The organism is Deinococcus humi (assembly GCF_014201875.1).
Taxonomy (GTDB): Bacteria; Deinococcota; Deinococci; order Deinococcales; family Deinococcaceae; genus Deinococcus; species Deinococcus humi.
Genome location: NZ_JACHFL010000009.1, coordinates 24,141 through 39,787, shown reverse-complemented (window position 1 = coordinate 39,787; position 15,647 = coordinate 24,141). Strand labels below are relative to the sequence as shown.

The 15,647-nt window shown below is 65.8% G+C and carries 12 protein-coding genes; 2 read left to right on the top strand and 10 right to left on the bottom strand.

Features of this window, described 5'->3' with window-relative positions; genetic code table 11:
• Positions 1 to 36 precede the first annotated feature (36 nt).
• On the top strand, positions 37 to 1,071 hold the full coding sequence (locus HNQ08_RS15945) for a serine hydrolase domain-containing protein (protein WP_184134225.1): 1,035 nt from the start codon (positions 37 to 39) through the stop codon (positions 1,069 to 1,071).
• Between the two features lie 169 nt (positions 1,072 to 1,240).
• On the opposite strand, the gene HNQ08_RS15940 is transcribed toward HNQ08_RS15945, so the two are convergent.
• On the bottom strand, positions 1,241 to 2,596 hold the full coding sequence (locus HNQ08_RS15940) for an HD-GYP domain-containing protein (RefSeq protein ID WP_342355701.1): 1,356 nt from the start codon (positions 2,594 to 2,596) through the stop codon (positions 1,241 to 1,243).
• Between the two features lie 191 nt (positions 2,597 to 2,787).
• Positions 2,788 to 3,822 carry an AfsR/SARP family transcriptional regulator gene (locus tag HNQ08_RS15935; protein ID WP_184134224.1) on the bottom strand — a complete coding sequence of 345 codons (1,035 nt, stop codon included), beginning with the start codon at positions 3,820 to 3,822 and terminating at the stop codon, positions 2,788 to 2,790.
• Between the two features lie 140 nt (positions 3,823 to 3,962).
• Here HNQ08_RS15935 and HNQ08_RS15930 point away from each other — a divergent pair, with 140 nt between their 5' ends.
• Positions 3,963 to 5,462: an amidohydrolase gene (locus HNQ08_RS15930; protein WP_184134221.1), complete on the top strand. Its 1,500-nt coding sequence runs from the start codon at positions 3,963 to 3,965 to the stop codon at positions 5,460 to 5,462.
• Between the two features lie 9 nt (positions 5,463 to 5,471).
• On the opposite strand, the gene HNQ08_RS15925 is transcribed toward HNQ08_RS15930, so the two are convergent.
• The 8 genes from HNQ08_RS15925 to HNQ08_RS15890 all read right to left on the bottom strand — a co-directional run bounded on the left by HNQ08_RS15925 (position 5,472) and on the right by HNQ08_RS15890 (position 15,551).
• Positions 5,472 to 5,972 (bottom strand): trypco2 family protein, encoded by a 501-nt coding sequence (locus HNQ08_RS15925; RefSeq protein ID WP_184134220.1) that lies wholly within the window; start codon positions 5,970 to 5,972, stop codon positions 5,472 to 5,474.
• Between the two features lie 152 nt (positions 5,973 to 6,124).
• Positions 6,125 to 6,862 carry a YebC/PmpR family DNA-binding transcriptional regulator gene (locus tag HNQ08_RS15920; RefSeq protein ID WP_184134217.1) on the bottom strand — a complete coding sequence of 246 codons (738 nt, stop codon included), beginning with the start codon at positions 6,860 to 6,862 and terminating at the stop codon, positions 6,125 to 6,127.
• 289 nt (positions 6,863 to 7,151) lie between these two features.
• Complete coding sequence (locus HNQ08_RS15915) at positions 7,152 to 10,052, bottom strand: EAL domain-containing protein (protein ID WP_184134215.1); 2,901 nt, start codon at positions 10,050 to 10,052, stop codon at positions 7,152 to 7,154.
• 546 nt (positions 10,053 to 10,598) lie between these two features.
• A complete protein-coding gene (locus tag HNQ08_RS15910; RefSeq protein WP_229790232.1) occupies positions 10,599 to 11,348 on the bottom strand; it encodes a spermidine synthase in 750 nt (249 codons plus the stop codon).
• 445 nt (positions 11,349 to 11,793) lie between these two features.
• Positions 11,794 to 12,930: a cytochrome P450 gene (locus HNQ08_RS28135; protein WP_184134213.1), complete on the bottom strand. Its 1,137-nt coding sequence runs from the start codon at positions 12,928 to 12,930 to the stop codon at positions 11,794 to 11,796.
• Positions 12,931 to 13,276: 346 nt separating this feature from the next.
• Complete coding sequence (locus HNQ08_RS15900; protein WP_184134210.1) at positions 13,277 to 13,951, bottom strand: N-acetylmannosamine-6-phosphate 2-epimerase; 675 nt, start codon at positions 13,949 to 13,951, stop codon at positions 13,277 to 13,279.
• Complete coding sequence (locus HNQ08_RS15895; RefSeq protein WP_184134208.1) at positions 13,944 to 14,273, bottom strand: hypothetical protein; 330 nt, start codon at positions 14,271 to 14,273, stop codon at positions 13,944 to 13,946. The genes HNQ08_RS15900 and HNQ08_RS15895 overlap by 8 nt, the downstream gene beginning before the upstream one ends.
• A gap of 57 nt (positions 14,274 to 14,330) precedes the next feature.
• Complete coding sequence (locus tag HNQ08_RS15890; protein ID WP_184134205.1) at positions 14,331 to 15,551, bottom strand: NAD(P)/FAD-dependent oxidoreductase; 1,221 nt, start codon at positions 15,549 to 15,551, stop codon at positions 14,331 to 14,333.
• Positions 15,552 to 15,647: the final 96 nt, after the last annotated feature.

Genomic DNA, 15,647 nt, shown 5'->3' with positions numbered 1-15,647 from the left:
ACAGTGGGCGGGGCAGAGGGACGATATTTTGAGGTCATGTTCCGCCGTGATCCCGTGAAACTAGCCCTCGCCCGCGTCTCGGCGGTAATCGGGATAGACACTGGGGCGCTGCTGGGGCTGACCCGTGGCGTCTTCCGGCGCGGGGGTGTGCTGGCGGCACTGCGCGGCGAGCAGCAGGTAATCCTGTCACTGGGCGGCGTGGACACGCGCGGCGCCTTTGAATTGGCGAGCGTGACCAAGCCCTTCACAGGGGCGCTGGCCGGGACGCTGGTGGAGGCCGGGCGGCTGGATTGGGAGATACCGCTGGCCCGTCTGGGCGGCCCGTTTGCGCGTCTGCCGCCCCATCTCACTCCTCTGGCCCTGTCCACCCACACGGCGGGCTTGCCGATGCACCCGGCGCGGGCGGCGGTCACGGTCTTCACGCGGTTCCATGATCCCTACGGCAACATGGGGGCCACCGATGCGATTGCCAGTGCGCGGCGTTGGTCGCTTCTGGCCGGAGCGCCGCCCAGAAGCGCTGGAGGGTTCGCGTATTCCAATCTGGGCGCAGGCGTGCTGGCCCTGGCCCTGGCCCACGCGGCGGGCGAGGAGGTCAGCGCGGCGGGCTATGGACGGGCGCTGCACGGCTGGGTCACCGGGCCGCTGGGTCTGGGCGTCTCGCTGACGCCAGCGGGCGCCGTGGTGCGGCCTGCGGGGCCGCTGGGCGGCGGGAGCATGACTGGCTTCGGTCCGCTGGTCGGAGCGGGAGGGCTGTTCGGCACGGCGGCGGATCTGCTGGGTTTTGGCGCTTCGCGGCTGGGGGCGCCGCCCGCGCCCCTGTTGCGTCCGGCTGGCCTACCCCGGCACATTCGCGGCGTGACCCCCGGCTGGATGGTTTCCAGCCCAGACGGAGAGGTCCGCTGGCACGACGGTCTGGCCCGTGGCACCCGCACGGGATTGGGCCTGAATCTCCGGACGGGTACGGTGGTGGCCCTTCTGGCGCGTGGCACCGATTCGCCGCTCGGCCCGCGCGGGGTCCTGCCGACGCTGCTGCTGGCGCTGCTGGGGGCTGGGCGAGAACAGTGGCGGTAAGCAGTCTGCTTCATCGCTTCCCCAGCGGGCCGCCCGCTGTCGGGATGCCCCCGGCGAGCAGACTATCGGAAGGTCCTGTGCGCTCAGGTCAGGTTGTGGGCGGAATCGACTTGGGAGCGTGGCACCCAGAAGTCGAGTGAATTCGTTCAAGACGCTTTCGGCAGCCGCGTCAGCTCACAATCACGGCGTCATCCTGCTCGGCCATCATGCGCAGGAAGGCGTCCACATACTGCGGATCGAACTGCCGCCCGGCCTGGGCGCGGATCTCGGCCAGGGCGCGTTCACGGGTCCAGGCCGGCTTGTAGGGACGGGCATTGGACAGCGCGTCGTACACGTCGACAATTGAGAACAGCCGGGCCGTTTCGGGGATGTTCTGGCCGCGCAGGCTGGCCGGGTAACCGGTGCCGTCCCAGCGTTCGTGGTGGTAGCGCACCAGATCCAGGGTCTCGGCGGGCAGGAAGTGCAGGTCCTGCAACATCTCGTACCCCACGGTGGTGTGGGTCTGGATCACCTGACGTTCGGTGGCGTCCAGCGTCCCCCCCTTGTGCAGAATGTGATCGGGGATGGCCAGTTTGCCCAGATCATGCAGGTACGCGCCCCAGCGCAGCGCCCGAACCTGTTCCTCGTCCCAACCGAGGCGGCGGGCCAGGCGCAGACTCATGCTGACCACGCGCGTGGTGTGGCCGCCGGTGTCGTCGTCACGGCGTTCCAGGGCGGCGCCCAGCGAGCGCAGGGTCAGATCGTTGGCGTCGCGCAGTTCGCGAATGGCGCTCAGTTGCCCCAGCTGTGCCCCCAGCAGCCTGGCGAAGGAGGCCACCACCGAGGTTTCATCCTCGTCGAAATCCACGTCGGTGTTGCGGGTCAGGATCAGCACGCCCAGATGATTGGAGGCCCGGCCAAACACCGGGGCCACGTGGTAACGGCGGCGCTGCGGTTTCTTGAGCAGGTCCAGGGCTTCCTCGGCCACCCAGTGGTCCGCCTGAACGCTGCGGCTGTCGTTGTGGCTGGGATGGATGGGCCGCTCCAGGAAGGTCTCGTAGGCCCCCTTGGCAGCCAGGATGTACGGCGTGCCCTGGCGGTAGGCCACGAAGGCCAAATTGGGCGCGACTTTCAGGGTGCTCAGGATCCCGATGCCAGCCCGGATGATCGCCTGGTCATCACGGGCCTCGGCCAGTCGCTCGCTGCCGTTGCGCAGGGCCACCAGGGTGTTGCGCTGCCAGGCCAGTTCCCGCTCGGTGCTCTGTTCCCGCAAGATGATGTAGCCCAGACCGCCGATCACCATCAACGCGCCCAGCAACTCCTGCACGGTTGCAGAGTGACCAGCCAGCACCAGCGAGGCCACGAAAGCCGCGACATAGATCAGCACGGCGGCCCAGCGCCACCCCATACCCAGGGACCACGCCCCGATGGTCAGCAGGACGCCCGCACCCGCCATCAGGCCAGGATAATGGGCGTAGGCGGCGTAACCCACGGTTCCTGTGCCCACCAGGAGCAACAGATAAGACCAGAGGCTGGGGAATGACACAGCGGAAGTCTAGCACCGACTGTTCGATAAACTTAATGTTTTAATGATTCTTTTCACACGGTAGAATTCCCCGCCAACCAATAGTTGGCGGGGAATTCTCACCGTGCTGCGGAGTGTAATGACAGCCAGTCTGAAGTTTTGAGAGCTGTTCTGAAGCGGCGACGCTTCTCATCCTCCCTGGTACGAATACCTCAGTCGAGGTCCACGGCCCACCATGCCTCGCGCTGGGCGGCCAGCCGGGCGCGGGGATCGCCAATGGTGTCCAGGGCGCGGGCCAGGCCCTGCCAGTCCAACTCGCTCATGGGGTCAATAGCCAGCGCACGCTGGTGGAACTGTGCGGCGTCCTTGGACTTGCCTGCCTCAGTGGCGGCGCGGGCGGCCAGACTGAGCACGCTCATCTGCTTCTGCTCCAGCCGGGCGCGCACGTCGTCCACCCAGGGGCTGTCGGCGCCAGGCAGAAAAGTGCCGTACTGGCCAGTCAACTCACGCATCTCCTCCAGCCCCAGGCTGCCGTGTTCGGCCTGAGTCGCCAGCAGTTCGTAGCGGTACACGTCGTATTCGGGATTCAGGTCGCCCGCCAGCGCGTAGCGGCGGTTGGCGCTGACCACAGTTTCACTGCTCAGGCTGCGGCGCAACCGGTGCAGGGTGGTGTGGAACAGTGAGCTGGCGCGGGCCTCGTCCTTCTCGGGCCACAGGGCCTCGGCAGCCTCCCAGCTGGTGACCTCCTTGTGCTCCAGAAGAAAGAAGAACAGTTCCAGCGCCTTGCGGCTGACCCATGACACTGCCGCGCCCTGCCAGACCACCTGCGCGGTGCCCAGCGCCCTGGCCTGCATGCCGCTCTCGGACTGCAGGGTCAGGCCCGCGCGGCGCAGCCGGGCGTCAATGGCGGTGGTCAGGTCCTGCGGCGTGAACGGCTTGGGCAGATAGTCGTCTGCGCCCAGGTTCATGCCGCGGCGCACGTCACCGCGTTCGGCGTGGCTGCTCAGGAGCATGAACGGAATGGCCGAGAGCTGTTCATGCTCACGCATCTTTTCCAGAAACTCCAGCCCGGTCATGTACGGCATCACCACGTCGCTGATCACCAGATCCGGGGTGAAGACCTTCAGGAGTTCCAGGGCCTCGACCGGATGGTTACTGGTCCGCACTTCATGCCCGGCGCGGCTGAGAATCACGCTGACGAGTTTGAGGATGGCAGCGTCGTCATCCACCACGAGAATGCGGGGCATACGCGGCAGTCTAACAGACGGGTGAGGGCCGCATAGACCGGAACCCAGGCGGTGCCGGACGGTGGTCATGGGGAAGGGGCTTTCCCATGACCAGGCCGCTTCGCCCGGCGGCTGCCGGCGGCTGTATTACTCTGCAGGCCATGACTTCACCTCTGACCGTGATCCAGGCCCAGGTCATCACCCAGGACGACACCATGCCGCGTGCCGGAGCCGTGCTGGTCGGCGGCGGGCGCGTGCTGGCGGTGGGCGAGTCTTCGGATCTGCTGGCACTGGCCCCACGCGCCGAAACCCTCGATCACCGCGACCTGATTCTGACGCCGGGCCTGTGCGACGCGCACACCCATCTGGTCGCCTACGGCTTTTCGCTGTCGCAGATCAACCTGCACGGTGCCCGCAGCGTGGCGGAGGTGCAGGCCAGGGTGGGGCAGGTGGCGCTGAACACCCCACCCGGCACCTGGATTCGCGGGGGCGGTTTCCTGCTCTCGGAACTGGGAGTGAACGGCTACCCCACAGCGGCCCTGCTGGACGAGGTCAGCCCCCACCACCCAGTGCAGCTCTACTCGCGTGATCTGCACATGACCTGGGTGAACAGCGCCGCCCTGCGCGCTGCCGGAATCAATGAAACCACCCCGGATCCGCAAGGTGGACAAATCGTGCGCCCGCTGGGCTGCCTGCTGGAACACGCCAGCGGTCTGGTGTCCGCCGTGATGCCCGCTCCCAGCGAGGCCGAATATCTGGCGGCGGCGCGGGTGGGGGCCGACGATCTGGCCTCACGTGGCTACGTCAGCACGCACACGATGGCCTATGAGTCGCCCGAGGCCCCCCGCGCCATCCAGACGCTGGCGGCGCGCGGTGAGCTGCCGCTGAGGGTCTGGGCCTGCCTGTCACACCAGCGCCTGGACGCGGCCCGCGAGCTGGGCATCGGTTCCGGGGGCGGCGGGCTGTTCCAGTGGGGCGGCGTCAAATTCTTCGCGGACGGCGCCCTGGGCAGCCGCACCGCCTGGCTACACGCGCCCGGTTTTGCCGACGGCTCCGGCACCGGCATTGCGCTGGACCCGCCCGAACTGATCCGCGAGCGTGGCCTGGAAGCCATCGCCCTGGGCCTGACCCCGGTCACCCACGCCATCGGGGACCGGGCCAACACCGAAGTGTTGAACGTGTACGACGACCTGCGCGCCGCCGCTGGGGCGAGGGGCCTCCGTCTGAGGATCGAACACTCCCAGCACCTGCGCTCCGATGACATTCCGCGCCACAGAGGCCTGGTGTGCAGCGTGCAGCCGATCCACCTGCAGGCCGACACGTCCATGATTCGCGAACTGACACCCCATCTGGCAGAGGGCAGCTACGCCTTCAAGTCGCTGATGGCGGCGGGGGCGATCCTGGCTTTTGGCAGCGACGCCCCGGTGGCCGCTCCCGATCCCCGTGGCAGCTTCGCTGCCGCGATCACCCGCGTGGATGACGGCGGCGGGCGGCTGGCCCCAAATGAGGCCATGTCCGCCGAGGACGTGCTGTGGGCCCACACGCGCGGTCCCGCGATGGCGGCGGGCTGGGACGATGAGGGCGTCATCTGCGCCGGCGCCCGCGCGGCCTTCACGCTGTGGGACCGGCTGGGCGGCAACGCACGGGCGCTGGTGCTGTAGGACCGTGCTTCAGGCCAGCGGGGCCAGCTTCAGGGTTACGGTGTGCATCCGCTCGTGGCCCGCACCGCCGCCGAATTTGCCGATGTACAGGCTGCCGTCCTCCTGAACCGCCACCGCGAAGACCAGTTGCCCGCCCACCGAACGGAATGGCAGGCCAGGGGAGAGCCGCGCCCATTCCGCGGCCCCGATCCGCAAGGCATTCATGCCCGTGATGAGCTGGTACGGCAGGTCTGACGGCAGGGACTCCGCGGTGAAATTTCTGTGCGGCGGCTGGCGTTCCCAGCACAGCGAGAGGGTCTGAGTCTGGCTGTCCGCCGCCTCGTCGGTGGCCGTGACGAGTTTCCATTCGAAGCCGCCGCCCGCCGTCCGGGACAGCACCGTCTTCAGTTCCAGCTCAATGTGCTGGACCACCAGCGCATTCGGCCCAGCGCCCTCCCGGCCAAAGTCCTGAGCGACGCTGGCCTGCACCGCCGTCACGAATTCCAGCACCGACACGGCCCTGTTGGTCATGGCATTCCTCCCGCAGTGGTTCCCCAGCTGGTGAGACGCGGAGGCTGGGAACTGTGGCGACCCCGCGCAGCTCATTCTCGGATTTGTGAACGCTGGAATGGTCCGGGCTCAGTTGACGCTGCGGCGGCGCTTCCGGTGTGTGTGGCCCAGAATTATTCCTCGGCCTCGTCCTCCGGCATGTCGGCGTTGGAGTACACGTTCTGCACATCGTCAAGTTCTTCGAGCGCGTCAATCACGTTCAGCAGCTTTCTGGCGTCGCCGCCCTCCACTGTCACCATGTTGGTGGGGACCATGGTCAGGGCCGCGCTCTCGATCTCGTACCCCGCCCCAGACAGGGCCTCCTGCACGGCGTACAGGTCCGCAGGCCCAGTGCTGATTTCCAGGCCTTCCTCGGATTCCTGGATGTCCTCTGCACCGTTCTCGATGGCGATTTCCTGCACCGTTTCGGCGGTGTCGCGCAGCAGCAACACGCCCTTTTTCTCGAACTGCCAGGCCACGCTGCCACTGGTGCCCAGCGAGCCGCCGCGCTTGTTGAACACGGCGCGGATATCGGCCACGGTGCGGTTCACGTTGTCGGTCAGGGCCTCGATAAAGATGGCCGTGCCGCCAGGACCGTAGCCCTCATAGGTCACTTCCTTGAATTCGGCGGCCCCGGCTTCCGCGCCCAGCGCCCGTTTAATCGCGTTGTCGATGTTGTCCACCGGCACGGTGTCGGTCTTGGCCGCCGCGATGGCGTTCTTGAGGGCCAGGTTTCCCGAAGGATCACCGCTGCCCCCTGAACGGACCGCCGCCCCGATGGCGCGGATGTGTTTGCTGTACATCGCGCTGCGCTTCTTGTCGTTGGCGCCTTTCTTGCGCTTGATCTGGGACCATTTGCTGTGACCTGCCATTAGGAGCGCATTCTAGCGTCACCAGGGAGGCGCTCCAAGAACGCTGGCATGGGTGAGGGGCGACGTGCCAGCGGCTCAAGCGGCGTCATAGGGAGCAGTTCAACGTTCATTCAGGATCAGCAGCAGGTTACTCAGAGCCGTCAGGGCGTCATCGTCGTGTGCGGCCAGTGGGGTGCTCAGCGCTGTGACCTGGCCTAGTGGTGCTGGTGGGTGCGTCATGAGGTTCGTCAGGGCGCTCCGCTCAGGTCGTACGCAGGCGGCAGGATGGAACTGGGCGCGTTCCGAAAGACTAGCTTCCGAACCGCTGGAGAAATCCGGCCTGGCTCAGCGCGGGCGCGATCAGCCAGCCCTGCATGGCCGGGCAGCCCATCTCGCGCAGGAGTGACGCCTGCTGCTCGGTCTCGACCCCCTCGGCCACTACCCCCAGCCCGAACGTGGCCGCCAGCGTCAACGTCGCCTCGATGATCGCGGAGCTGTCCCGGCCCGCTTTTCCCGGCTGCCCCAGATCCTGAATGAACGACTGATCGATCTTGAGTTCGTCGACGTGAAGCTGGCGCAGGGAAAGCAGGGTGGAGTAGCCGGTGCCGAAATCGTCCACCGAGACCCGTGGCCCCCAGGCCCGAACGTGCTCAAGCGTGGACTGCAAGCTGGCCAGATCGCTGATCAGCGCGGTTTCGGTCAGTTCGATGATCAGCCGGCGCGGATCGAGACGGTGGCGCAGCGCGGCAGCCTCCAGCGCGGCCTGGAAGTTGGGATGCTGAACCTGCAGCACCGAGACGTTGATGCTGAGCGTCAGTTTGGGATTGGGCCAGCTGGCCGCGTCCCGGCACGCGCGGTCGAAAATCCAGTTGCCCAGCCGGTCCATCAGGCCCAGACTCTCGGCAATGGGAATAAATTCTGACGGAGGGATGTTGCCGATCTCCGGGTGAGACCAGCGCAACAGCGCCTCCGCCCCAACGACGCGCCCATCTGTGACCGACACCTGCGGCTGGTACATCAGGCACAACTGATCATCCACAATGGCCCGGTGCAATGCGTTTTCCAGCTCGAAGCCGGAAATGCTGGGGCGTGCGGTGGGGGTATACAGGCTGGCCGCACGTCCGGTGCGTTTGGCGACGTACATGGCACTGTCAGCCTGCTTCAGCAGGGTGTCGAGGTCTGCGGCCGTGCCCGGGAAAACACTCCACCCGAGCGCCAGGCCAATGTGAATGGAACGGCCCTCCAGGGCAAAGGGTTCAGCGAGCATCTGTGACAGCGCGGCGCTGACCTCGTCCATCTGCGCAGGGTCGTCGATCAGGAAGGCGAATTCATCGCCGCCCAGTCGGGTCAGGAGCTGGAATCCCAGCTCTTCTGCGGGCTGCTGCAAGCGCTGAGCGAACGCCTGCAGCAGCCGGTCGCCGATCGCGTGGCCCAGACTGTCGTTGACCGTTTTGAACCGGTTGAGATCAAGCACCCCGAGGGCCAGTGAGGTTCCCGCCTCCCCGGCCTGGGTCAGCGCCAGCGACGCGTCCCGCGCGAAGCCGCTGCGGTTCAGCAGTCCGGTAAGCGGGTCGTGGTAGGCCAGCCACTGAAATTGCTGGCGCTGGTGATGATGTTCTACCACCAGGCCGATATGGCCGGCACTGCCGGTCAGTACCTCGCTGGCCTGAGTGCGTGCGGCGTCCGTGTCGGGGTGTAGGAGCCCCAGCACCCCCAGCAGCGTCTGTTGTGAGTCATATAGTGCCAGCCCGATGGAGATCCGGAATTCAGCGGCCTGATCGTAAGAAACAAACGGATCTTGCAAGGTGACCACAAGTCCCAGGCGCTCGGGGTCGCGCTGCGTCCAGAAGCCCCGCAATTGTTCCGCCGAGCGGCCCGCCATCCATTGACGCAGGTCATCAGGCAGGCCCTCCCCGTACACCTGAAGCCCCTCTCCTCCGGGAAGGATCAGAACGGCGGTCCAGGACGGCAGGAGCCGCTCCATCCCCCGCAGCATCTGGTGTACGGCCACCGACAGGGGTGCGTCTCGCAGCGCCAGAAGGGTGGCGGCCATGAATTCTTGCAGGAAGGCCCGCTCCCTTCTGCGTTTGGTCACGTCGCGCATCACTACCGCCCAGTGCGTGGGCTGATCCGGGGTCAGGTACACCGGCGTGAATGAGACCTCGAACCAGAGGTCGAGGTCCGGCAGGTGAACATCCTCCATCCGGGTGGCGCTGGTGTGGTGACGGAGCTGCTCAAGGGCGTTCTCGATCACCTGTCGGTCCCGCTGCCCGCTGACCCAGGCCAGTGGATCGGAATGAAATGAACGGTTCTGGGCGTGGGGCGGGACGTCATCGAGTTGCCGCAGAACCGGATTGGAGTAGACGACCTGCCGATAGGTGGGTCCGGGGCGTACGTCCAGAATGGCCAGCGGGTCCGCCGTCGCCTGGATCAGGCTTTCGAGCAACTGGAGCTGTTCCGATTGCCAGGCCGTGAACGAGACGTCTGGTGTGAAACACAGCATTAGGCTGAGCGGCCCATCCTCCTCCTCGAAGAGGGGAACAGCGACCTGGTGGGTCAACTGTGGCGCTCCACCGTGCGGACAGACCGACATCTCCTGCCACTCGACCCGCGTGCGGGTCTGTGCGGCCTGCCAGAAGTGGGCTTCGCGCTCCAGGGCAGTGGCTTCGGGTGTGCCCTCGGCGGCCATGACATCACCAGCGGTGAGACCGATGGCTCGCACGCGGCGTTCCTCATCAGGCATAGCGGACGGATTGATGTAAACGTAGCGGCCCTCAGCGTCCTGCACGGTCAGCGGCAGGGGCAGTTCCTCGAGAACGTGCTGGTAAAACGAGACGGTGTCGGGCAATTGCTGTACCGGGCGGAGCGTCATGAGCGCCACATGTCGTCCACTCGGCAGGGTGAAGCGCAGCGTATGCATGTCACTGGGTAGGAGCGAGCCGTCCTGTCTGGTGAACAGGTAGCTGCGCCGGGGCGGCACCACCCCATCCGCGGTGAAAGCCCGCAGGAGCGCCGAGACCTCGGTCTGTTCATGTGTGGCCAGCAGGGTGACGAATGTCAGACCCATCAGCGTTTGCAGCGGCTGCCCGAACAGCTCCCCGAAAGCTGGCGTGGCGGTGAGAATCGAGAGCGTGTGTGTGTCGACGACGGCCAGGGGCTCAACACTGTGGCCCAGCCACTCTAGGTATGGAAGATCGTCTGGTGGGCTCATGGTGCGCGCCTCACCGCAACCCAGGGGTCAGGTCCGCCGATCGCGAAAGACGTCGCACTCCTGGCTGCCCGATCATTTGCTCTGATTCCCGGAGAGCAGATCCCAGTTTGAGAGGATCGGCTGAAAAACATGCAGGTGCGGCCCGGAGACGCTATCCACAAGCTGGACTCTACCTGATCGGCTCTCACAAGCGTCTTGCGTCGCCGCCGATGCGCTGCCATCGGACCTTCGATCTGCATGTCGGGAATTAGCAGGAGACGGAAGCAGGTGACCAGATGTCGCAGTGGCTTCGCAGTATAGGAAAAGCGCTTGCCAGGCCATTTTCAGCCTATGAACCTTCCGATTTAACCGATTGGATAGAAGTGCACGCTGTCCCACGACAAGAACGCCGTGCAGGTCAAGTGCTTTCTTGAAAAGCTGCGCCATAACGGTGATGGCCTAGTCTGGGAAGTGAAGCGTTCGCTTCCCCGTGAACGACGTCAATTCACAAAAGTCCTAGCCCTTCACGGTTGGGGAAAAGGTGGCAGCCCTGCCCAGTGAGCGCCCTCAGCGCCGAGCGCTTCGGTGCTGCCGAACCCGCCGTGGGGGGCGGGCTGGGGTGGGAGCCGCGTCCTGCGTCCGGTGGGCCAGCCAGATGGTGTGGCGGGCTCCCTTGCCGGGCCGGGCACGCACCGTTCGCACGTCCACCCGGAAGCCTGCTTGCCGCAGCCGCCGGGTGAAACGGTCATCCGGTGTGGCGGACCAGACCGCTAGAACGCCGCCGGGCCGCAGGGTCCGCTGCGCTGCGGCCAGCCCGGACGGCGAGTAGAGCCAGTCGTTGCCATGATGTGTCATGCCTTCAGGGCCATTGTCTACATCCAGGAGAACGGCGTCGTAGACTCCGCGGCCTTGGCGCAGGAGTTCAGTCACATCGCCCACATGGACCTGGGTGCGGGGATCGTGGAGTGGAAAGGCCGCGCATTCGCCCAGTGGCCCCCTATTCCACTCCACGACTTCGGGCACCAGTTCGGCCACCGTGACCACACTGTCCGGCCCCAGCGTCTTCAGGGCTGCAGCGAGCGTGAAGCCCATCCCCAGCCCCCCCACGAGCACGTGCGGTGCCGGGCGGCCCACGATTGCCGCGCAGGCCAACTCAGCCAGCGCGTCTTCGGAGGCGTGGACGCGGCTGTTCATCAGCTCGCTGACGTAGCCCGAGATCTGGATGGAAAACTCCAGCTGCTCACCACGGCGGTAAAGGCACAGGTCCTGCTGTGTGCCGGGAATGGGAGCGCGCGCCAGCGGAACCCAGGGAATCATGCGTGGTCTAGTGGAGAGCAGCAGCCGGTCGTCTGAGGACAGGCCAGCGGCAAACGGGGCGAATTTAAAAACATGGAAGTGGGCAGGAGTCGCACGTGCATTGACTGACTTTACCTGCCCGACTCTCCTGGTTTGCGAAGAGGCCGCCAATTCCTGTTCGGTCCACCCTGTCCTTGCGCCGTACATGCGCCATCCAGTCTTTCCACGAAGTCGTGCGCAGAATTGGGAAATGTAATTTCGACCGTGTCTGGAGCAGTCGAAACGGATCGCAAAACAATCTGATGGAAAAATGGGCGTGTCCGGGTTCAGCCTGGACTGGGCGGCTGGGGGTCTGTATACGCGTGCTGGACAAAGAAGGGATCAACGGCGGCTCAGCGTGGTACGAGCGCAAGTCCTTTCCTGCCACTGTTCCAGTGCTGCTGCTCTGGCCGCGGCTTTCTGAAGGTCAGTGACCGAAGATGATGGGCAGGCGCTTGACTCCGCTGACGATCTGGCTCGGGATCGGCTCCAGCACGGTATCAGGCGCCACACGGAGGTTGGGCAAACGCTCCAGTACCGCGTCTAGCGCGATGCTGGCTTCCAGCCGGGCCAGGGGAGCGCCCAGGCAGAAATGGACCCCGTGCCCGAAGGCCAGGTGCCGGTTGGGGGCGCGGGCCGGATCAAAAAGCCCCGCGTCCGGAAACTGCGCCTCATCCCGGTTCGCCGAGCCGATCCAGGCCAGCACCGGGCTCAGGGCCGGGATGGTCTGGCCGCCCAGTTCCACGTCCTGCGCGGCCACGCGGTACATCGACTGCACCGGTGAGCGGTAACGCAGCGATTCCTCGATGGTGCTGGGCAGCAGCGTCCGGTCTGCCCGCACCCGTTCCAGGGCGTCCGGCGCGTCCTGCCAGCACCGCACTGTGTTCACCAGCAGGTTGGTGGTGGTCTCGTTGCCTGCCACCAGCAGCAGAATGCAAAAGCCCAGCAACTCCTGCGGGTTCAGGTGTTCTCCCTCTACCTGGGCGGCGATCAACCCGGAGATCAGGTCCTCACCAGGGGCGTGTCGCCGCTGCTCGATCAACGTTCCAAAGTAGGCGGCCATCTCGCGGCTGCCGCTGGGATTGCCCGTCACCACGGCGTCGGACCAGCGCTTGAAGGCGTCACGGTCCGCCGACGGTATGCCCAGAATCTCGGCGATCACGATCACCGGCAGCGGGTAGGCAAAATCGAGGACGAAATCCATGCGCCCTGCACGTTCCACCTGGACCAGCAGTTCGTCGACCAGTTCCACAATGCGGGGGGCCAGAGCGCGCACCTGCCTGGGCGTGAATGCCTGCTCCACCAGGGCGCGGAGCTGGCGGTGTCGCGGCGGATCGGTGGAGATGATGCTGGACGACAGCGCGCTTGCCGCGTCCTCGCCCCTGGGACGTCCCCGTTGCGACGAGAAGGCCTTCCAGTCCGACAGAACGCGCTGTACGCCGTCGTAGTCGAAGACCATCCACATCCCGGAGCTGGAATCGCGGATGACGGGCTGTTCAGCACGCTGGGCGGCGTACCATCCGAAGGGGTCAAGGAGCGAATAGGCAGGCGGGGCATCAGTCACGGAGGGCCATCCTTTGCGGAGAGGAGGAACTAGAACGGCCTGCTCCACTTCCCAAGGATTCAGGGGGTGTGGTTGAGCTGGCCTGAAGCGGGACTGAATATACGCCGCGCACGGGCGCCAGTTCGTTATGGCGTAGCCATGAAGGAAACCGCAGCAAATTGAGAAAGCGCAGAGTCTGGGGGTCACCCTGGGCGGAGGGCTGTCGCTTTGCCTGGAGTGGTCCCAGATGGGTCACACGCCGTCTCGAAGAGCCTGGCTCGCATCTCGACGGGTCCAGTGCAGAACTGCCCGCCAGCGGGCCGGAGTTGCACCAAGCACGTCCGGAACGGCATGGGCCAGCAGGCCGTCAGTTCCGCAGCGCCTGTTTGAACCAGCCCGTAATCACATCCGGCCGGGTGATCGCGCTGCCCACCACCACGAAGCTCGCGCCAAGCTGCATGGACTGCGCCGCGTCTGCAGGGCTGTTCAGCCGCCCCTCGGCCACAAAGGTGAGTCCGGCCCCATGCAACTCCTGCATCAGTTCCCAGTCCGGTCCAGCAAGCTGGCGACTATACGGGGTGTAGCCGCTCAGCGTGGTGCTGACGATATCCGCGCCCTGGTCATAGGCGGCCCGCGCCTCGTCCAGCGTGCTGATGTCGCCCATCACCAGCGCCCCAGCCGCGTGAATGGCCGCGAACATTTCCGCTAGAGCCTCGGGCCGGGGTCTGGAGGTGGCGTCCAGCGCCACGATCTGTGCACCCAGTTCGGCCAGCCTGACGCCCTCGGCCGCGGTAGGGGTGATGTAGACCTCGGTGTCGTCCCGGTCCGTCTTGGTCAGGCCAATGATGGGCAGGGCAGTCACGGCCCGCACCGCCTCCACGTCCTCCAGTCCCTGAACCCGCAGGCCCACCGCCCCCCCTTTCTCAGCGGCCAGCGCGAGGCGACTGATGATGTACGGATCGCGCAGCGGCGAGTCGGGGTTGGCCTGGCACGAGACGATCAGTCCGCCCTTCAGTCCATCCAGCACTGTTCGGTCAGGCATGGAAGGGCGCCCCCTCAGTCGCCGGAATGGCGCGCACCCGCTCCAACTCTTGCCAGTCCTCGCGGTGGCAGGTGGTGTCCAGCACGGCGTAGGGGATAGGATCGACGCTCCCCAGGCCCAGGCCATAGCCGTGTGTGCCTCCCAGAAGCACCGTATTCACCAGTGGCGGCACGCGACCGGCCACCTCTTCCACCGCTATTCGCCGGTTCTTGTTGGCAGAGCCGAGCAGAAACAGGCCGTCTCCATGAAAATCCGGGGTGAGCGGCGTGACGACGGGCGGAAGAATGCTGTGAAGGTTTGCGGAAAAGTCAGAAGTGGTCATATGAAACCTCGGAGTGCGGCTCGCGTTCCTCAAGATGGCACTCCAGGTCATCTTGCCTCAGATGCCCGCAGCATGCTCGCGCTGTTCGCTGGGCTGTACATCATCCAGACGCACGCCTTCCAGCAGCCGTTCAAACCGGAAGGGGCTCAGGTCCAGCGTGGTGTACTGCCCGCCCAGCAGCAGTTCCGCCACGCCACGCCCGATTCCGGGTGCGTGCATCACGCCATGCCCACTCAATCCACACGCGAAGATCAGGTTGCGTATGGTCGGGTGAGCGCCAATCACCGCGTTCTGATCGAAGGTGTTCAACTCGTAATGTCCCGCCCACGCATCCACCAGCGTCAACCGCTCGAAGCCCCGCACGCGGCGGGCCAGCGCCGGACGCAACACCTCCTCGAACAGGGTCCGGTCCACGTCGAGGTTCAGGGTGTCCGGATCCTGGGCAGGTCGTGGAGACGTCACCGCCATGAATCCTCCCTTATATGGACGCACGTACATCCCCCGTCCATCCGGCAGCGGCTCGACCAGGTTCATGAATCCGGCAGGCGGTGCGTCAACCTGAAAGACGAACGCACTGCGCTTGCGCGATTCCACCGGCAAAGCCACCCCGGCCAGGGCGGCGACGCGGCCTGCCTGCGCGCCTGCCGCGTTCACCACGCTGTCCACCTCCAGCGGGTTGCCGTCGTCGAGATGCACCCGCTTCACGCGTCCATCACTGATGTCCATCGCAACCGCACGGTGCGGCAGGAACGTGACGCCCAGCGACGTGGCCTTGCGCCGCAGGGCTGCAAGCGCCCGTCTGGGGTCGAACCAGCCCTCTCCACCCTCACCAAGAGTGCCAGCGCCGATGCCGTCCGGGCGAAGCCAGGCCAGGCGTTCCGTCAGAGCCTCGACAGTCAGGAATGCTACCCGCGCTCCGGCTTTGACCTGCTGCGCCTGGGCCTCTCGCAGTCGTGAGACGCCCTCCGGCGCAGCGAGCACCAGATACGGGCAGTCCTCAAAGTCGAGATCAACTGGCTCACCGTTGACGCTCAGGTACTTCTCGGCGTGCTTGTAAAAGTCGTAGCCGAAGCGGGAGAGGATGACATTCGCGCCGAGGTGGAACTGGGTGCGGATGGCGGAGGCGGAGCGGGGTGTGGAGGAGCGTGCGTACGAGGGATCTGGTTCCAGCACCACGACCGGCGGTGCGTCGGCGTGGCGGGCAAGAAAGTAGGCCGTGGCGCAGCCGAGAATGCCGCCGCCAATCACGACGATGGGTGCGGGTGAAGGGATGGGCATAGGGACTCCTGCACAGGATAAGGTGCTCGTCGGTCAGGTGGAAAGCGAGATGCTGCAGGACGGCCTTGCCCTTGAGAGGTGACCCGTTCAATTTTC